General features: G+C 65.8%; 12 protein-coding genes. 8 read left to right on the plus strand and 4 right to left on the minus strand.

Translation table 11 applies throughout. The features are described from left to right. Window positions 1–4 precede the first annotated feature (4 nt). The 6 genes from kdpB (at window position 5) to tadA (ending at window position 8,450) form a co-directional block, all read left to right on the plus strand. Window positions 5–2,056, plus strand: coding sequence for a potassium-transporting ATPase subunit KdpB (gene kdpB, locus ABWY06_RS17835; protein ID WP_502948222.1), 2,052 nt, complete (start codon window positions 5–7; stop codon window positions 2,054–2,056). Between the two features lie 70 nt (window positions 2,057–2,126). Then, window positions 2,127–2,693, plus strand: coding sequence for a potassium-transporting ATPase subunit KdpC (kdpC, locus tag ABWY06_RS17840; protein WP_353926922.1), 567 nt, complete (start codon window positions 2,127–2,129; stop codon window positions 2,691–2,693). A gap of 5 nt (window positions 2,694–2,698) precedes the next feature. Beyond that, entirely contained in the window at window positions 2,699–5,350 is a 2,652-nt protein-coding gene (locus ABWY06_RS17845) for a DUF4118 domain-containing protein (protein WP_353926923.1), read from the plus strand. A gap of 28 nt (window positions 5,351–5,378) precedes the next feature. After that, entirely contained in the window at window positions 5,379–6,071 is a 693-nt protein-coding gene (locus tag ABWY06_RS17850) for a response regulator (protein ID WP_353926924.1), read from the plus strand. A 506-nt stretch (window positions 6,072–6,577) separates the two neighbouring features. Then, window positions 6,578–7,951 (plus strand): multicopper oxidase family protein, encoded by a 1,374-nt coding sequence (locus tag ABWY06_RS17855; RefSeq protein ID WP_353926925.1) that lies wholly within the window; start codon window positions 6,578–6,580, stop codon window positions 7,949–7,951. Window positions 7,952–7,973: 22 nt separating this feature from the next. Continuing rightward, the gene (gene tadA / locus ABWY06_RS17860) at window positions 7,974–8,450 is read left to right on the plus strand and encodes a tRNA adenosine(34) deaminase TadA (RefSeq protein WP_353926926.1); all 477 of its coding nucleotides are present in this window, start codon (window positions 7,974–7,976) and stop codon (window positions 8,448–8,450) included. Here the strand turns inward: tadA and ABWY06_RS17865 are convergent. Beyond that, the gene (locus tag ABWY06_RS17865) at window positions 8,436–8,873 is read right to left on the minus strand and encodes a LysR substrate-binding domain-containing protein (RefSeq protein WP_353926927.1); all 438 of its coding nucleotides are present in this window, start codon (window positions 8,871–8,873) and stop codon (window positions 8,436–8,438) included. The two genes, tadA and ABWY06_RS17865, sit on opposite strands and share 15 nt — an antisense overlap. Before the next feature lie 68 nt (window positions 8,874–8,941). Beyond that, window positions 8,942–9,100, minus strand: a complete 159-nt coding sequence (locus tag ABWY06_RS17870) for a LysR family transcriptional regulator (RefSeq protein ID WP_353926928.1) — start codon at window positions 9,098–9,100, stop codon at window positions 8,942–8,944. Between the two features lie 107 nt (window positions 9,101–9,207). Here ABWY06_RS17870 and ABWY06_RS17875 point away from each other — a divergent pair, with 107 nt between their 5' ends. Next, on the plus strand, window positions 9,208–9,693 hold the full coding sequence (locus ABWY06_RS17875) for a GNAT family N-acetyltransferase (protein WP_353926929.1): 486 nt from the start codon (window positions 9,208–9,210) through the stop codon (window positions 9,691–9,693). Between the two features lie 26 nt (window positions 9,694–9,719). Here ABWY06_RS17875 and mltF read toward each other — a convergent pair whose 3' ends face one another. Beyond that, on the minus strand, window positions 9,720–11,186 hold the full coding sequence (mltF, locus tag ABWY06_RS17880; RefSeq protein WP_353926930.1) for a membrane-bound lytic murein transglycosylase MltF: 1,467 nt from the start codon (window positions 11,184–11,186) through the stop codon (window positions 9,720–9,722). A 166-nt stretch (window positions 11,187–11,352) separates the two neighbouring features. On the opposite strand from mltF, the gene purL reads away from it, so the two are divergent. Beyond that, entirely contained in the window at window positions 11,353–15,249 is a 3,897-nt protein-coding gene (gene purL / locus ABWY06_RS17885; RefSeq protein WP_353926931.1) for a phosphoribosylformylglycinamidine synthase, read from the plus strand. 746 nt (window positions 15,250–15,995) lie between these two features. Here the strand turns inward: purL and ABWY06_RS17890 are convergent. Then, window positions 15,996–18,458, minus strand: a complete 2,463-nt coding sequence (locus ABWY06_RS17890; RefSeq protein WP_353926932.1) for a phospholipase D-like domain-containing protein — start codon at window positions 18,456–18,458, stop codon at window positions 15,996–15,998. Between the last annotated feature and the right edge of the window lie 327 nt (window positions 18,459–18,785).

The raw sequence follows: 18,785 nt of genomic DNA on the forward strand, positions 1-18,785 counted from the left end.
CATGATGAATGCCCAAACCCCGGTGCTGAATGGCACCCCGTTGCAGCCCAAGACCGCCCTGGCGGACCTGTGGAAACCGGCCTTGCGCCAGGCCTTTGTCAAGCTCGACCCGCGCCAGCTGCTGCGCTCGCCGGTGATGCTGGTGGTCGAGCTGACCGCCGTGGTGACCAGCCTGCTGTGTCTGGTGCCCAATCCGGCGGTGTCGGTAGGCCTGGCACTGCAGATCGCCCTGTGGTTGTGGTTCACCGTGCTGTTCGCCAACTTTGCCGAGGCGCTGGCCGAAGGCCGTGGCCGGGCCCGTGCCGACAGCCTCAAGGCCGGTAGCCAGGGCCTCGCCGCGCGCCTTCAGGAGGGCCCGGGCCAGTACCGGCAGGTGGCGGCCAGTAGCCTGCGCCGGGGCGATATCGTGCGGGTCGAGTGCGGCGAACTGATCCCCGCCGACGGCGAGATCCTCGAGGGCATCGCCGCGGTCAACGAGGCGGCCATCACCGGTGAATCGGCACCGGTCATCCGCGAGTCGGGGGGCGACCGCTCGGCCGTCACCGGCAACACCCGGGTGGTTTCCGACTGGCTGCTAGTGCGCGTCGGCGTCGATCCCGGCGAGTCGACCCTGGACCGGATGATCGCCCTGGTCGAAGGCGCCCAGCGGCAGAAGACCCCCAACGAGGTCGCCCTGGATATCCTGCTGATCGGTTTGACGCTGATCTTCCTGCTGGTGGTGGTGACCCTGCAGCCGTTCGCCCGCTTCGCCGGTGGTGACTTGCCGCTGGTGTACCTGGTGGCGCTGCTGGTGACCCTGATCCCGACCACCATCGGTGGCCTGTTGTCGGCCATCGGCATCGCCGGGATGGACCGGCTGGTGCGCCTCAATGTGATCGCCAAGTCGGGCCGCGCGGTGGAGGCGGCGGGCGACGTGCATGTGCTGATGCTCGACAAGACCGGCACCATCACCTTCGGCAACCGCCTTTGCACTGCGCTGTTCGCCGCGCCGGGGGTGTCCGCTCGGGACTTGGCCGAAGGCGCCTTGCTGGCGTCGCTGGCCGACGAGACTCCGGAAGGCAAGTCCATCGTCGACTACCTGCGGGCGCTGCACCCGATCGACGAGCCCGCACGGCAGGCGTTGACGCCCGTCGCCTTCAGTGCCCAGACCCGGTTGTCCGGGGTGGACTGCCAGGGGCGGGTGTACCGTAAGGGCGCGGTCGATGCGGTATTGAGCTTTATCGGCCTGCCCCGCGACCAGATGCCGGCGATCCTTGCCCGCGAGGTGGAAAAAATCGCCCGCAGCGGCGGCACGCCCCTGCTGGTCTGCGTCGACGGCCAGCTGCTGGGTGCCATCCATCTGAAGGACGTGGTCAAGCCGGGTATCCGCGAGCGTTTCGCCGAGCTGCGCCAGATGGGCATTCGCACGGTGATGGTGACCGGCGACAATCCGCTGACCGCGGCGGCCATCGCTGCCGAGGCGGGGGTCGACGACGTGATCGCCGAGGCCACTCCGGAGAAGAAGCTGCAGCGCATTCGCGCCGAGCAAGCCGAGGGCAAGATGGTCGCCATGTGCGGCGATGGGGCCAACGATGCCCCCGCGCTGGCCCAGGCCGATGTCGGCCTGGCGATGAACGATGGCACCCAGGCGGCGCGTGAGGCGGCGAACCTGGTGGACCTGGATTCCGACCCGACCAAGCTGCTGGACGTGGTGCTGGTGGGCAAGGAGCTGCTGGTGACCCGGGGCGCGCTGACCACCTTTTCGTTGGCCAACGATATCGCCAAGTACTTCGCGATTCTGCCGGCGCTGTTCGCCGGTATCTACCCGCAGCTCGGCGCCCTCGACCTGATGCGCCTGCACAGCCCACAAAGCGCGATTCTCTCGGCCATCGTGTTCAACGCGCTGATCATCGTCGCGCTGATTCCCCTGGCGCTACGCGGGGTGCGGGTGCAGGCCACGGACGCCAGCAGCCTGTTGCGGCGCAACCTGCTGATCTTTGGCCTGGGCGGCATCCTGGCGCCTTTTGTCGGCATCAAGCTGATCGACCTGGCCCTTACCGCCATCGGCCTGGTTTGACCTGCACGGCCAGGGCCCCGGGCCCTGGCGACAGGGGCCGATCACGGCCCGACCATTTGAGGAATACCCCATGTTCACCCAGTTACGTCCCGCCTTGAGCCTGTTGGCCATCATGACCCTGATCACCGGGGTGGCCTATCCCTTGACGGTGACCGGTATCGGCCAGCTGGCCTTCCCGGCCCAGGCCAACGGCAGCCTGGTACAGGACGCGACCGGCCAGGTGCGCGGCAGCCGCCTGCTGGCACAAGCCTTCGAGGGCGCCCAATGGTTCCAGCCACGGCCCTCCGCCGCGGCCTATGCCACGGTCGCCAGTGGCGCCAGCAACCTGGCACCGAGCAACCCGCTGCTGGCCGAACGCATCGCCGCCCAGGTGCGGGTGTTGGGACGCGAGGGCCAGGGGCCGGTGCCGATGGCGCTGGTCACCACCTCCGGCAGTGGCCTCGACCCGCACCTGTCGCCCGCCGCGGCCCGTTATCAGCTCAGCCGTGTGGCGCAGTCGCGCGGCATCGCGCGGGAACGCCTGGAGTCGTTGATCGAGGCCCATACGCAACGGCCGCTGGTGGGCCCCGCGGTGGTCAATGTGCTAGCGCTTAACCAGGCGTTGGCGGAAAATCCCTCCCTTGTTCCCACCGAGTAACCTTCATGAGTGATGCCGTTCGCGCATCGGCGCTGCTGGCGGACCTGCCGAGCGGCGGACGGGGCCGGCTGAAGGTGTTTCTCGGCGCTGCGCCGGGGGTCGGCAAGACCTTTGCCATGCTGCAGGCAGCGCAGGCGCAACGACGCCAGGGCGTCGACCTGCGGGTAGGAGTGGTCGAAACCCACGGCCGCGCCGAAACCGAGAGCCTGCTCGCCGGGCTGATCCGGCAGGCGCCGGTGCACCTGGATTACCGTGGCCTGCGCCTGCAGGCGCTGGACCTCGACGGGCTGCTGGCGCTGCGTCCGGCCCTGGTGCTGGTGGACGAACTGGCTCACAGCAACGCCCCGGGCAGTCGCCATGCCAAACGCTGGCAGGATGTGCAGGAGCTGCTGGCCGCCGGTGTGGATGTCTACACCACGGTCAATGTGCAGCACCTGGAAAGCCTTAACGACCAGGTACGCGACATCACGGGCGTGCAGGTGCGCGAAACCGTGCCGGACTGGGTGCTGCAGGAGGCCGATGAAATCTTGTTGATCGACCTGCCGCCGCGGGAGTTGCTCGAACGCTTGCGCGAGGGCAAGGTGTATGTGCCGGAGCAGGCGCGGGCGGCGATCGATGCCTTTTTCTCCCAGACCAACCTGACCGCCCTGCGCGAACTGGCGATGCAGACCGCCGCGGCGCGGGTCGATGCCGACCTAAACCAGCGTTACCGCGTGCAGGGGCAGTTGGCGCCCACGGTGCGTGGCCGGCTGTTGCTCGGCATCGATGGCGACGCCCATGCCGAACGCTTGGTGCGGCATGCCTGCCGCGTGGCGGCGCGCCGGCACCTGCCCTGGTCGGTGGTGCATGTGGACACCGGCCGGCCCCATGACGAACAACGCCTGGCCCGATTGCAGAGCGCCCAGCAACTGGCCGAGCGCCTGGGCGGCGAGGTGGTCAGCCTGCGCGCCGCGCACGTCGCCCGTGGGTTGATCGAGCATGCCCGCGAACGGCGCGCCAGCCTGATCCTGGTCGGACGCAGCCAGGCGCGTCTGCGCCGGCGCTGGTTCGGTCGGGGCGTGGCCGAGCGCTTGCTGGTGCAGGGCCAGGGCCTGGAAATCAATGTGGTGCAGGGCGAGGAGGGCACCCCTGTCGCGCCGCGGCGGCTGGGAGCGCCCTGGGTCTGGCGGGATTACCTGCTGGCGGTGCTCGCCGCACTGGGTGCCGCCGGCCTGGCCACGGCGGTGTCGCGGGTATTGGCGCTGCCGAATATCTCCCTGGTATTCCTCGCCGCCGTGCTGCTGGTGGCGGTACGCAGCAGCCTGGGCCCGGCGCTGCTGTGCGCCGGGCTGTCCTTTGTCGCCTACGATGTGCTGTTTATTCCGCCGACCTGGTCGTTGACCATCGCCCGTCAGGAGGATGTGCTGACCCTGCTGTTCTTCCTGCTGATGGCGGCCCTGACCGGTAACCTGGCGTCGCGTCAGCGTCGCCAGTTGCAGGGGGTGCGCCAGGCCCAGCGCGAGACCACGGCGCTGCTGGAGTTGTCGCGCAAACTGACCGCCGCCACCGATCGCCAGGCGGTGCTGGCCGCCGCCATGCAGCAGTTCGGTCTGTGGAGCGAACTGGAGATCAGCCTGCGGGTGCCGGCCGCCGAGGGCGGTTGGACGGTCGAGGCCGGGGCGCGGGATGAGCTGGCCGAAGGCGAGCGCGCGGCCGCCGACTGGGCCTGGCAACACACTCAGCCGGCGGGTCTGGGTACCGGCACGCTGCCCAATGGCGGTTGGTGGTGGTGCCCGCTGGCGGGAGAGCACAGGTCCCTGGCCTTGCTTGGCGTACGGCCCCGGGGCGGTGGTCCACTGCCGCCGCCGCAGCGCCGGTTGATCGCCGCCCTCGGCCAGCCGCTGGCCCAGGCCCTGGAGCGTGCCCAATTGGCCGAGGACCTGGAAGCGGCGCGCCTGCAGGGGGAAACCGAGCAATTGCGCAGCGCCTTGCTGGCCTCGGTGTCCCATGACTTGCGCACCCCCCTGACCAGCATGCGTGGCTCGATCGACAGCCTGTTGGCGTTGGGGGAGCAGATGTCCCAGGACGACCGGCGCGAGTTGCTGGAGGGCACTCGCGACGAGGCCGAGCGTCTCGACCGTTATATCCAGAACCTGCTGGACATGACCCGCCTGGGCCATGGCAGCCTGAAGTTGGCACGCGACTGGGTGGCGCCGGCGGACATAGTCGCCAGTGCCCTGCAGCGCCTGCGCCCGCTGCTGGCGCCGCTGCGGGTGGAGCACCGGCTGCAGGAAGGCTTACCCTTGTTGTATGTGCACGGTGCCTTGATCGAGCAGGCCCTGGTCAATGTGCTGGAAAACGCCGCGCGCTTTTCACCGCCGTCCGGCCTGCTGCGGATCGTGGTGGAGGCGGACGACCAGGCGCTGCGTTTTTTGGTGAGTGACCAGGGGCCCGGGATACCCTTGGCCGAGCGTGAAAAGATATTCGACATGTTTTACACCGCCGCCCGTGGCGATCGCGGTGGCCAAGGCACCGGCCTGGGATTGGCGATTTGCCAGGGCATGCTCGGCGCCCATGGCGGACGGGTGACGGTCGCCGATGGACTCGATGGTGACGGCACCTGCATGACCCTGCACCTGCCCCTACCGCCGCAACCCGACCTGGAGGACGCGACCTGACGGCCCTGCCGCCGCCGGTCCGCACTGGATGAAAAACAGCCAACCTATCATCCTGGTGATCGACGACGAGCCGCAGATCCGCAAGTTTCTGCGCATCAGCCTGTCGACCCAGGGTTATGCCGTGCTCGAGGCCGCGACCGGCGCCGAGGGCCTGTCGCAGGCGGCGCTGAACGCGCCGGACCTGGTGATCCTGGACCTCGGCCTACCCGACCTCGATGGCCTGGTCGTACTGCGTGAGCTGCGGGAATGGTCGCAGGTGCCCGTGCTGGTGCTGTCGGTGCGCGCCAGCGAGGCGCAAAAGGTGCAGGCGCTGGACGCAGGCGCGCACGACTACATGACCAAGCCCTTCGGCATCCAGGAATTCCTCGCGCGCCTGCGGGTGCTGCTGCGCCATTCGACCGGCGACAGCCCCCGCCAGACCAGCGTTCGCAGCGGCCCCCTGACGGTGGATTTCGTCCGCCGGCGGGTGACCCTGGAGCAGCTCGACGTCAGCCTGACGCCCAAGGAGTACGCGGTGCTGGCAATGCTCGCGCGGCACCAGGGCCAGGTGGTGACCCAGCAGCAGTTGCTGAACGATATCTGGGGGCCGAGTCACCGCGACGACAGCCACTATCTGCGGGTGGTGGTCGGACACCTGCGACAAAAACTCAAGGACGATCCCGCCAATCCGGTGTTTATCATCACGGCCTCGGGGGTCGGTTATCGCCTGAGCGAGGACTAGAGCGTTTTCGCCTTATCTTGGTCCGCAGTTTCAGATCTCGGCCGCGAGGAGTGCTACAAGGTTGAGCACCTCACCCGACGCGTACGCAGGCGCGCTTGTCGTAGGGTGGCGTTAGCCGCGCAGAAAACTGCGCCAACAAACCACGGCGCGGCCGAGCGCGGCATAACCCACGCGGACGGGCGCCCAGGTGCAGACGGACTTTTAGTGAAACCGCTCTAGTGTCCACAGGCCCCAGGATCGTCGCTGTTCTCTCTCCGGCTCGCCACGCATCCAATGGCGCGGGCCCCGTCCGCGAGCCACTCCGGCAAACGTGGAGGCAGTAAAGTCAGTGGGGGCATAAGGCCGCACCCGGCTGACGGGTCGGGGTCATTCCGGTATCCTGCGCGCCATTGCGGCGGGCCGAAAACGCCGACGGCGCCGTTCGTGCGCAGCACTTGGCCGACGACCCCGCCCCTTCTTCAGCGCGCCGCTCAGGCCGTCAGCCGTATCGCACAGGAGCTTGACCCATGGTGTTTTCCCGCAGGCAGGTGCTCGGCGGTCTGCTTGGCCTGGGCGTGGTCGGGCTGGGCGCCGGGGGTGTGCGCTACTGGTTGGGGCGCACCGATGGCGCCGCCGGCCACGATTACGAACTGATCGCCGCGCCGCTGCAACTGGAGCTGGTCCCCGGTCATCCCAGCCCCGCCTGGGCCTATGGCGGCCAGGCGCCGGGCCTGGAGTTGCGCAGCCGTCAGGGCGACTGGCTGCGGGTGCGCTTTATCAACAAGCTGGACGTGCCGACCACCATTCACTGGCACGGTATCCGCCTGCCGTTGGAGATGGATGGCGTGCCCTATGTGTCGCAACTGCCGGTGCTGCCTGGTGAATATTTCGACTACCGTTTCAAGACCCCCGATGCCGGCAGTTTCTGGTACCACCCCCATGTGGCCAGTGGCGAGCAACTCGGTCGCGGCCTGGTTGGCCCGCTGATCGTCGAAGAGCGTGAGCCCACGGGGTTCCGGCACGAACGCACGCTGACCCTGAAAACCTGGCATATCGACGAGCAGGGCGCCTTCACGGCTTTCAGCCTGCCCCGGGAAGCGGCCCGCGGCGGCACGGCGGGGCGCCTGTCCACGGTCAGCGGTGCGCACCTGCCGACCCTCGAGCTGCCCGCCGGCCAGGTGGTCCGTCTGCGGCTGATGAACCTGGACAGCACCCTGACCTACCGGCTCAACCTGCCCGGTGCCGAGGCGCGTATCTACGCCCTGGACGGTAACCCGGTGCAGCCGCGGCCGCTGGGCAAGGAGTACTGGCTGGGCCCGGGCATGCGCATCGACCTGGCGCTGCGGGTACCCGCGGTGGGGCAGGAACTCGCCTTGCGCAACGGGCCGCTGCGCCTGGCAACCTTGCGCGCGCTGGACAGTGCGGGCCAGCCGGCCGGCGATTGGCCGTCCGCGCTGCCGGCCAACCCGGTGGCCGAGCCGGACCTGGCCACGGCCGAAACCCTCAGGTTCAACTTCGAGTGGTCGGCCGAGCTGGCCGGCAGCGGCGCCAACGCCGGTCGCGCCAAGTATTGGCAGATCAATGGCGAGGCCTGGGACATCGACGACAAGAGCTGCGCCGAGCGGCCGATCGCCCGCCTCAAGCTCGGTCGGAGTTATATCTTCGAGCTGCGCAACATGGCTCAGTACCAACACCCGATCCACCTGCACGGCATGACCTTCAAGGTGCTGTCCTCCGACCGCAAAAGCATCCTGCCGTACTTCACCGACACCTACCTGCTGGGCAAGAACGAGCGGGCGCGCATTGCCCTGGTCGCGGATAATCCCGGGGTCTGGATGTTCCACTGCCATGTGATCGATCATATGGAAACCGGCCTGATGGCCTCGATCGAAGTCGCCTGAGGCCAGGTCCGGGAATCCCGCCATGAGAAAACCGCAGATCATCGACCGTAGCCGCGACCTGGCCTTTATGCAGCAGGCGCTGGCGCTCGCCGCCGAGGGCGCGGCCCTGGGCGAGGTGCCGGTCGGCGCCGTGCTGGTGCAGGACGGTCACGTGCTCGGGCGGGGGTTCAATCGGCCGATCAGCGGCCGCGATCCCAGTGCCCATGCCGAGATGGTGGCGATTCGCGCGGCTGCCACTGCGTTGGACAATTACCGCCTGCCTGGCAGCACGCTGTACGTCACCCTGGAACCGTGCAGCATGTGCGCGGGGCTGATCGTGCATGCGCGGATCGCCCGGGTGGTGTATGGCGCCAGCGAGCCCAAGGCCGGGGTGGTCCACAGCCGTGGCCAGTTCTTTACCCAGGACTTCCTCAACCATCGGGTGCTGGTCGAAGGCGGTGTGCTGGCTGAGGAGTGCAGCGCGCTGTTGAGTGCGTTCTTCAAGTCACGCCGGGCCTGAGGGGGCGTCCGCGGCCGGCGGCCGCTGCTCCGGCACCCGCGGCAAGGTCGCCAGCAACTGCTCGCGCAGCCAGGCATGGGCCGCGCTGCGGGCGTGCTTGGCATGGCTGTAGACCTTGAGGCTGTAGCGCGCGATGGCAAAGGGTGCCGGGTAGAGGCGGATCGGCGCCGCGCTGCAGAGGGTCTCGGCCGCGTGCCGCGGCAGCGTCATGATCAGCTCGCTGCGCCCGATGATAAAGGGGGCGGCCAGCACGCTCGGCAATTGCACCGCCACCTGGCGACTCAGCGACAGACCGTCGAGCACATAGTCGATCACCCCCCGCGTTTCGTTCCAGGGCGTCACCACCACATGCCGCGCCGCCAGGTAGTCGGCCAGCGTCAGCCGGTCCTGGATCCGCGGATGCTGCTGGCTGGCGATCACCACATAGTCATCCTCGAACCAGTCGAACTCCTCGATGCCGGAGGGCAGGGGGCCGAGGTCTTCGCTGTAGGCTAGGGCCTGTGGACACTAGCCACACGCGCCAGGGCGTGGCTGAAGGCCGAGGCGCTGAGGGCCATTTCCTGCGCCGCGGCGCTGACCGAGCAGAGGCGAAACAGGCTGTCGAAGACCAGTAGCAGGTTGAGGTCGAGGCGACGCAGGTCGGGATGCATGGGCTTCACTACTGTCTGAAATAAATGCACTACATGCAGTTTAGGGAGTTGGTTAGCATGAGACCAGCCGCGCCGCCCTGGCGCGTCACTTGCCCAGGAGCCTTTCCTTGAGTCTGCATATCCGTCAAGCGACCCCGGCCGACGCCGCGCTGATCCTGTCCTTTATCACCGAGCTGGCGATCTATGAAAAGGCCGAGCACGAGGTCAAGGCCAGCGTGGCTGATATCGAGCAAAGCCTGTTCGGCGAGCAGTCCGTTGCCCGCGCCCTGATCTGCAGCCTGGACGACCAGCCGGTGGGTTTCGCGGTGTATTTCTTCAGTTATTCGACCTGGCTGGGGCGTCAGGGCCTGTACCTGGAAGACCTCTATGTATCGCCCGCCGCCCGTGGCAGCGGTGCGGGCAAGGGGTTGTTGCGCCACCTGGCGCGACTGGCGTGCGAAAGCGGCTGCGGTCGTTTCGAATGGAGCGTACTGGACTGGAACGAGCCAGCCATCCAGTTCTACCAGGCCCTGGGCGCCAGCCCCCAGGAGGAATGGGTGCGTTATCGGTTGGCGGACGACGCCCTGCGGGCATTCGCCTATGGCGACCAGTAAGCCGTCGCCTGGGTCACTGCACAGCTTCAGAGCTGCGGCAGGGGCTTCTCGTTGCCGGCCTTGTCGATGCCTGGTACGTGCAAGCTGCTTTCGGCCAGTTGGCTGCCTTCCAGCTGGGGCAGATTGACCCAGGTGAGGATGTCGTAATAGCGCCGAATGTTGGCGACGAAATGCACCGGCTCGCCGCCCCTGGCGTAGCCGTGGCGGGTCTTGCTGTACCACTGTTTCTGCGACAGGCGCGGCAGGATCTGTTTCACATCCAGCCATTTGTTCGGGTTCAAGCCCTCGGCTTCGGTCAGCCGGCGGGCGTCCTCCAGGTGACCATTGCCGATGTTGTAAGCGGCCAGGGCGAACCAGGTGCGGTCCGGCTCGACGATTTCGGCGGGCAACTGCTCCTGGATCTGCGCCAGGTACTTGGCCCCGCCGGTGATGCTTTGCTTGGCGTCCAGGCGATTGGAAACCGCCATCGCCTGGGCGGTGCGTTGGGTCAGCATCATCAGGCCGCGCACACCGGTCTTGGAAATCGCGTCGGGTTGCCAGAGCGATTCCTGGTAGCCCATGGCGGCGAGCAGGCGCCAGTCGATGCCATGGGCCTGGGCCGCCTGGCGGAAAAACCCTTCATAGCGCGGCAGCCGCTGTTGCAGGTGTTTGGCGAAAGTGTAGGCGCCGACGTAGCCGAGTACGTCGACATGGCCGTAGTAGCGGTCCTTCAAACGTTGCAGGGTGCCATTTTGCTCGACCTTGTCGAGAAAGGCATTGGTCTTCTCGAGCAGGCTGTTGTCATCGCCGGAGGCCAGTGCCCAACCCAGGCTGCTCGGGTCGCTGAGGTCGAAGCCTACCCGCACCTTGGAAAAGTACACCTGGTTCATCGCCAGTTCGTTGGAATCCACCAGCGTCAGGTCGATCTGCCCTTCGTCGACCATGCGCAACAGGTCGACCACCTCCACCGCGTCCGACACCTCGAATTGCAGGCCGGGCAGGCGCGCTTTTAGGCTTTCCAGCTGTTCGGCATGGCTGCTGCCCTTGAGCACCAGGATGCGTTTGCCCAGCAGGTCTTCGGGACGCGACGGACGGGTTTGACCGTCACGGTAAATGATTTGCGGGGTGACCTGCAGGTAACTGTGGGAAAAGCGCGCCTGGCGTTTGCGGCCTTCGCTGCCGACCAGACCGGCGGCGGCCAGTACCGGACCGTCGGGTTGGCTCAGGCGGGAGAACAGCTCGTCCAGGTTGTCGGCGGTCTCGATTTTCAGCTCGACGCCCAGGTCTTCGGCGAACCGCTTGACCAGTTCGTATTCGAAACCGGTTTCGCCGTTACGGTCCTGGAAGTAGGTGGCCGGGCTGTTCCGAGTGACCACGCGCAGCACGCCCTCCTTCTGGATGCGCTCGAGCGTAGAGGGCTTGGGAGGCTCACTACAACCGGACATCAGCAGAAGGATTCCGGTCGCCAGCACCCAGGGGGTGCAGCGCCTGCGGAACGCCGTTTGTGAAAACATCGGCGCAGTATACGCAAAGGGCCAGCACTGCCATATATCGACAGCGGAGCACTTCTCTGCTAGCGCCCGACTGGCGCAAGGTGACCGGCACGGGTGCCGCCGCGAGGCGGTTTAGGCTAGAATGCACGGCCTCAAAGCATACCCCCTTCCCGAGGCTGTCCCGAAGATGTTGATCCTGCGCGGTGCTCCTGCCCTTTCTGCTTTTCGTCACGGCAAACTACTCGAGCAACTGACCCAGAAGGTCCCCGCCGTCGGCGGGCTCTATGCCGAGTTTGCCCACTTCGCCGAGGTCGCTGGCAGCCTCTCCGACGATGAGGCAGGGGTGCTGGCGCGCCTGCTCAAGTACGGGCCCAGCGTGGCAGTGCAGGAGCCGGCCGGTCGGCTGTTCCTGGTGCTACCCCGGTTCGGCACCATTTCGCCCTGGTCGAGCAAGGCCAGCGACATCGCCCGCAATTGCGGCCTGAGCAAGATTCAGCGGCTGGAGCGGGGCATTGCCTATTACGTCAGCGGCTCGTTCAGCGAGGCCGAGGCCGAACTGATCGGCGTGGCGCTGCATGACCGCATGACCCAGCAGGTGCTGCAATCATTGGAACAGGCCGGCGCGCTGTTCAGCCACGCCGAGCCCAAGCCGCTGAGCGTGATCGATGTACTGGGGGGTGGCCGCGCCGCATTGGAACGCGCCAACCTGGAGCTGGGGCTGGCCCTGGCCGAAGACGAGATCGATTACCTAGTAAAAAGCTTCGGTGACCTGGGGCGCAACCCCCACGACATCGAGCTGATGATGTTCGCCCAGGCCAACTCCGAGCACTGTCGGCACAAGATCTTCAACGCCAGCTGGGACATCGACGGCGAGAACCAGGACAAGAGCCTGTTCGGCATGATCAAGAACACCTTCGAGCTGCATGGTGAAGGGGTGCTGTCGGCCTACAAGGACAACGCCGCGGTGATCGAAGGCTCGATCGCCGGCCGCTTCTACCCGAATCCGGACAGCCGCCAGTACGCCGCCGTGCAGGAACCGGTGCATATCCTGATGAAGGTGGAGACGCACAACCACCCGACCGCCATCGCCCCCTTCCCCGGCGCATCCACCGGTTCCGGTGGCGAGATCCGCGACGAGGGCGCTACCGGCCGCGGGGCCAAGCCCAAGGCGGGCCTGACCGGTTTCAGCGTGTCGAACCTGCGCATCCCGGGCTTCGAACAACCCTGGGAACAGCCCTACGGCAAACCCGAGCGCATCGTCACCGCGCTGGATATCATGCTCGAAGGCCCGCTGGGTGGCGCGGCCTTCAACAACGAATTCGGCCGCCCGGCCCTGACCGGTTATTTCCGCACCTTCGAACAAGCCATCCAGACGCCCCGTGGCGAGGAAGTGCGCGGTTATCACAAGCCGATCATGTTGGCCGGCGGCATGGGCAATATCCGCGCCGAGCACGTGCAGAAGGCCGAAATCACCGTCGGCTCCAAGCTGATCGTGCTGGGCGGCCCCGCCATGCTGATCGGCCTGGGCGGCGGCGCCGCCTCCTCGATGGCGACCGGCAGCAGCTCGGCGGACCTCGACTTTGCCTCGGTGCAGCGCGAGAACCCGGAAATGGAGCGCCGCTGCCAGGAAGTGATCGACCGCTGCTGGCAGCTGGGTGCGCACAACCCCATCAGCTTTATCCATGATGTGGGCGCCGGTGGCCTGTCCAACGCTTTCCCCGAGCTGGTCAATGACGGTGGCCGCGGTGGCCGTTTCGAACTGCGCGCGGTGCCCAACGACGAGCCGGGCATGGCCCCTCACGAGATCTGGAGCAACGAGTCCCAGGAGCGCTACGTACTGGCGGTGGACGCGGCCGACTTCGAGCGGTTCCAGGCCATCTGCGAGCGCGAGCGTTGCCCGTTCGCGGTGGTCGGCGAGGCCACGGCCGAGCCGCAGCTGACCGTGACCGACAGTCATTTCGGTAACAACGCGGTGGACATGCCACTGGAAGTATTGCTCGGCAAGGCGCCGCGCATGCACCGCTCGGCGACCCGCGAAGCGGAGCTGGGCGACGACTTCGATCCGGCTACCCTCGACCTGCAGGACGCCGTGACCCGGGTGCTGCGTCATCCGGCGGTGGCCAGCAAGAGCTTTCTGATCACCATCGGTGACCGCAGCATCACCGGGCTGGTGGCCCGCGACCAGATGGTCGGCCCCTGGCAGGTGCCTGTGGCGGACTGCGCGGTGACCGCCAGCAGCTTCGACGTGTATTACGGCGAAGCCATGGCCATGGGCGAGCGCACGCCGCTGGCCCTGCTCGATGCGCCGGCATCGGGGCGCATGGCGATCGGCGAGACGCTGACCAATATCGCCGCGGCGCGCATCAGCAAACTCTCGGATATCAAACTCTCGGCCAACTGGATGGCCGCCGCCGGGCACCCGGGCGAGGATGCCCGCCTGTACGACACGGTCAAGGCCGTGGGCATGCAGCTGTGTCCGGAGCTGGGCATCACCGTGCCGGTGGGCAAGGACTCGATGTCCATGAAGACCGGTTGGCGGGAAGACGGCGTCGACAAGAGCGTGACCTCGCCGCTGTCGCTGATCGTCTCCGGCTTCGCGCCGGTGCTGGACATTCGCCAGACCCTGACGCCGCAACTGCGCCTGGACAAGGGCGAGACCGACCTGATCCTGATCGACCTGGGGCGCGGGCAGAACCGCATGGGCGCCTCGATCCTCGCCCAGGTGCATGCCCAACTGGGCCGCCAGGCGCCGGACCTGGACGACGCCGAAGACCTCAAGGCCTTTTTCGCGGTGATCCAGGGGCTTAACGCCGACGGCCGCCTGCTGGCCTACCACGACCGTTCCGACGGTGGCCTGCTGGTGACTGCCCTGGAAATGGCCTTTGCCGGTCACTGCGGTTTGAGCCTGCAGCTCGATGCCCTGGCGGACACCTCCAGCGAGTTGGCGGCGGTGCTGTTCAACGAAGAACTGGGCGCCCTGATCCAGGTCCAGCGCGACCTCACCGCCGAGGTGCTGGCGCAGTTCAGCGCCGCCGGGCTAGGCGACTGCGTCGCGGTGATCGGCCGTCCGGTGAACAACGGCGAGGTGTTGATCGGCTTCAATGGCGCCACGGTGTTCAGTGGCGAGCGGCGTCTGTTGCAGCGCCAGTGGGCCGAGACCAGCTACCGGATCCAGCGTTTGCGCGACAACCAGACGTGCGCCGAGCAGGAGTACGACGGCCTGCTGGAAGAGGACAACCCTGGTCTGTCGGTCAAGCTGGGGTACGAGCCGAGTCAGGATATCGCCGCGCCTTATATCAAGTCGGGCGTGCGCCCGCGGATCGCGGTCCTGCGCGAGCAGGGCGTCAACGGTCAGGTGGAAATGGCGGCGGCCTTCGACCGCGCCGGTTTTGCCGCGCTGGACGTGCATATGAGCGATATCCTCGCCGGTCGCGTCGACCTGAACGACTTCAAGGGGCTGGTCGCCTGTGGCGGTTTCTCCTACGGCGACGTGTTGGGCGCCGGGGAAGGCTGGGCCAAGTCGGTGCTGTTCAATGACCGTGCGCGGGATGCCTTCAGCGCCTTCTTCGAGCGCAAGGACAGTTTCACCCTGGGCGTGTGCAATGGCTGCCAGATGCTCTCCAACCTGCACGAGTTGATCCCGGGCAGCGAGTTCTGGCCGCACTTCGTGCGTAACCGCTCGGAGCAGTTCGAGGCCCGGGTGGCCATGGTCCAGATCCAGGAATCGGCCTCGATCTTCCTGCGTGGCATGGCCGGCTCGCGGATGCCGATCGCCATCGCCCACGGTGAAGGACACGCCGAGTTCGAAAGCGAAGAGGCCCTGCTCGAGGCAGACCTGTCCGGTTGCGTCGCGATGCGCTTCGTCGACAACCACGGCAAGGTCACCGAAACCTACCCGGCCAACCCCAACGGCTCGCCGCGTGGGATCACCGGCCTGACCAGCCGGGATGGCCGTGTGACCATCATGATGCCGCACCCGGAGCGGGTGTTCCGCGCGGTGCAGAACTCCTGGAAGCCGGACGACTGGCAGGAAGATGCCGGCTGGCTGCGGATGTTCCGCAATGCGCGGGTCTGGGTCGACTGACCCGCTGGACCTGACTCCACAATAAAAAAGGCCCGGCAGCGAAAGCTGTCGGGCTTTTTTATGGGCATGTCCCGCCTGCCTTAGATCGTTCCCACGCCGATACGTTGGATATGTAGGATGGGTTGAGCGTAGCGATACCCATGCTGCACAGCGATCCCCGTGCTGCCCCGCGTCACCCATAGCGCCCTGCCGCTCCTTCGCCTCCGCCGCGTGGGTTACGGCGCCGCCACCACGCCGCTCGAACGTCACCCCTGCGATCCGCCTAACCCACCCTACGTGGGCACCGCGGTTTGTAGGATACGCACGTAGGATGGGTTGAGCGCAGCGATACCCATGCTGCACAGCGATACCCATACAGCGAGACCCATGCCGGTCATCCAGCCCCTTCGCCTCCGCCGCGTGGGTTACGGCGTCGCGGCCACGCCGCTCGAGCGCCAGACCCGCGACCCGCCTAACCCACCCGACGTGGGACCCGCATTTTGTAGGATACGCACGTAGGATGGGTTGAGCGCAGCGATACCCATGCTGAGCAGCGATACCCATGCTGCGCAGCGATATCCATGCAGCGAGACCCATGCCGGTCATCCCGCCCCTTCGGCACCGCCGCGTGGGTTACGGCGTCGCGGCCACGCCGCTCGAGCGCCAGCCGCCGCGATCCGCCTAACCCACCCGACGTGGGCACCGAGTCGCACAAAAAAGCCCGGCAGCGAAAGCTGCCGGGCTATTTATTGGGCGCTCAGGTCATTTCAAGGGTATTCGGCCTCGCAGATCAAGGTCGCATCGGCGTCGCTGCGCGAATAGGCCTGCACTTCCATGGCGATGCAGACCGCCTGGGGCTGGTTGCTCCAGTCGCTGGTGCAGCTGCTCATCACGCTGTTGGGGTTCTGTTGCGGGGCATTGCCCATGCTCTGCTGCCAGCACGCCGAGATCAGGTCCTGCTCCATGACATCGAAGGTATGGGCGCGGCTGGTCTGGGTGGCGTACCAGATGTAGCTGGGGTGGTTGGCGCCGATGACCGCCGAGGTCACGCCCGGGCTGATCTCGATCTGCGCCACGCTGTTGACCCCAAAGCCCTGCAGGTTGTAATGGCCGGCCAGCCAGGTGCGCACCGGACCACCGTAGGCGACGATGGGAATCGCGTTGGCGCCCCCCTGGTTGGCTTTGGTCAGCACCTTCAGCATGCTCAGTACATAGGGTTCGAAATAGCTGTAGGTCGCATCCAGGGTGCTACCGGCGCTGGCGGGTGCGGCGATCGGTGCGATATCAAGAATGGTTTCGTGCAGGCTCAGTTGTTCCTCCGGCACCGCGTTGAGCTTGAGCAGCTCCTCCCAGCGTTTGCTGGTGCTGGAGTTCAGGTAGTCCTGTTCGGTCAGCGAGTAGTCGGGCGGAAAGTGCAGCAGTTGCAGGCTGCGCTGGTTCTTCAGCGCCAGGCCATGGGGTAGGAACAAACGCCACTCGTCAACGTCCCAGGCGTTGGCGCTGCGCAGGGCCTGTTCGGCGCTGACCGCCAGCGTGCCACTGTTATAGAACGCCGTCAGGGCGGTCTGGTAGCTGCTGACCAGGCTGGAGTCGCCGCGCAGCACCACCTCGTAGGTGTTGCCGGTACGGATGGCTACCACGGCGCTGCCTTTGGCGATCTGGTCGCGTTGCAGGTTCTGGTTGAGGTAGTGCTCCAGGGTTTCCTTGAGCGACATGCCGTTGCTCGAGTTGGGGTAACTGTACAGGGCGGTGAGGTTGGCCGTGGTGCCGAGGTCGAAGCGTACTTCGTACTGGGCCGGTGTAGCCGGCAGCAGCATGTAGTTACGCAGTTTGGCCAATGCCGAAGGACCCACGTAGGCCGCAGCGCCCAGAGCCGCCATGGTGGTGGGGCGATCGGTGTAAATGGCCAGCGCCGCGCGCGAATCCAGGGCGACATCGTCATCGAGCTGGGCCAGGCTGGCCGTGGCGACGAAGGCCATGACCGCGGTCGCTTCCTGAGCAGTGAAACCGACAGTTTCGACAATGCTGCTGGCGTGGGTCAGCGCGCCGTCGCAATTGAGCGCGCCCTTGCCCTCGCAGAAGCGCCGGCTGAACTCGCCCTCGAATTGCTCGGCGGTGGCTTGGTCATAAATGACGACCAGGTTTTCGTCGTTGTCGAACGCTGCCGAGCTGGACGCGTTGAACGAGCCAGTCACCACGTTGTTATCGACAATCCAGTATTTATGGTGAAACTTGTCGTGGCTGCTGGTTTCCGCGACATAGGCCTCGGCCGGCAGGGCCCAAGGGTAGTTGGCGGCGCCGGTGCTGCCGTCGACTTCGTAGTTGCCGTTGGGGTCGGCGACTTGCGTGCCGATCATGTCCAGAAACTCACTGTAGTAGCGGTTGAAGAACAGTCGATCGCCAACACCCTGGACATTCACGCCGAGCGCATGTCGGCCCTGCAGGGTATCGGCCAGTACTTGTGCGCTGAAAACGAACTGGGCGGTATGGATGCGCGATTGAGCGCTGGCCAAGGTGTTGTTCAGGGTGTCCAGTGCTGAGCCATTGAATGCCGACGAGGATTGTGGGGCAAACTGCACATCGATACGCGTGGCATCGTTGTCGGTATAGACGGTCTGTACCGAGTGGTCGATTTTGCTCAGGCCGAATTTCGAGTTTTGCAAGCCGCCCGGGCCGTCGCCCCACATTTGATTGAACTGGCTGGTATACACGCTGGCGAGGCTGCCGGACTGTATGGTGACGACGTTATTGGCATTGCCCAAACCCAGGTAGCCGCCCTGGCCATCCGGGTCGCCATGCAAGTCGCTGTGGGTGAAGTTGGCCGATCCGGTGAGGACCTTGAGGCCATCGACCACGATGAACTTGTTATGCTGCAGGCCACTGCCGGCGCTGCCATCTTCCCGGTCATCGATCCAGGGCACAGCATTGGCGGTGAGGATGCCGAGCGCCGACTGGTTGTCGGCACCGGTATTTTCATTGTCGGTAACCAGCCTGACGGTGACTCCGCGCAGCTTGGCCGCGACCAAGGCATTGGCGATGGCGTCGATATCGAGGTCATACACGGCGACGTCCACTGTGGTCGTCGCGGTGTTGATATAGTCGATAATAACGCTCTGTAAATCGGCGCTGATCGCTGGCGTATTGGACGGGTGGTTGAAGTAGGTTTTTATATCGGCGGCAAAGGCGCCGCAGGAAAAAAATAGTAGAAAAGCAACTGCATAACGTTTCATGATTTGTCCTTTTCGGGCTACGGCGGAGAGATCGGATCAACCCTTGGGAGCCGCATGTATAACCTTGGCAAGTGGGTTGGTCAATCCGCGAGCGGGCTGGAATTTACCGTCTTCCAGATCCATTGATAAACATATTGAGTGCTGGCGATGGTGCTGTTTAGTTGTCGATGCCGATCTCCTTTAGGTGATATTGGTTGAATATCACACGAGGCCTGTGATTCTTCTGGGAAGTTATTATCAGGCAAATCCGAGTGATGCTTTCAATGAATTAAAATGGTGGATTTTGGTGTCGAATAGTTGACGGGCTGTTTGCATCTGGGTTCCTGA

Source organism: Pseudomonas sp. (genome assembly GCF_040514055.1).
Classification (GTDB): domain Bacteria; phylum Pseudomonadota; class Gammaproteobacteria; order Pseudomonadales; family Pseudomonadaceae; genus Aquipseudomonas.

Coding starts and splice junctions, on each gene's coding strand:
- ABWY06_RS17850 (WP_353926924.1), top strand. CDS start 5,379: ATGAAAAACAGCCAACCTATCATCCTGGTGATCGACGACGAGCCGCAG.
- tadA (WP_353926926.1), top strand. CDS start 7,974: ATGAGAAAACCGCAGATCATCGACCGTAGCCGCGACCTGGCCTTTATG.
- mltF (WP_353926930.1), bottom strand. CDS start 11,186: ATGTTTTCACAAACGGCGTTCCGCAGGCGCTGCACCCCCTGGGTGCTG.
- purL (WP_353926931.1), top strand. CDS start 11,353: ATGTTGATCCTGCGCGGTGCTCCTGCCCTTTCTGCTTTTCGTCACGGC.
- kdpC (WP_353926922.1), top strand. CDS start 2,127: ATGTTCACCCAGTTACGTCCCGCCTTGAGCCTGTTGGCCATCATGACC.
- ABWY06_RS17890 (WP_353926932.1), bottom strand. CDS start 18,458: ATGAAACGTTATGCAGTTGCTTTTCTACTATTTTTTTCCTGCGGCGCC.
- ABWY06_RS17855 (WP_353926925.1), top strand. CDS start 6,578: ATGGTGTTTTCCCGCAGGCAGGTGCTCGGCGGTCTGCTTGGCCTGGGC.
- ABWY06_RS17845 (WP_353926923.1), top strand. CDS start 2,699: ATGAGTGATGCCGTTCGCGCATCGGCGCTGCTGGCGGACCTGCCGAGC.
- ABWY06_RS17870 (WP_353926928.1), bottom strand. CDS start 9,100: ATGCATCCCGACCTGCGTCGCCTCGACCTCAACCTGCTACTGGTCTTC.
- kdpB (WP_502948222.1), top strand. CDS start 5: ATGAATGCCCAAACCCCGGTGCTGAATGGCACCCCGTTGCAGCCCAAG.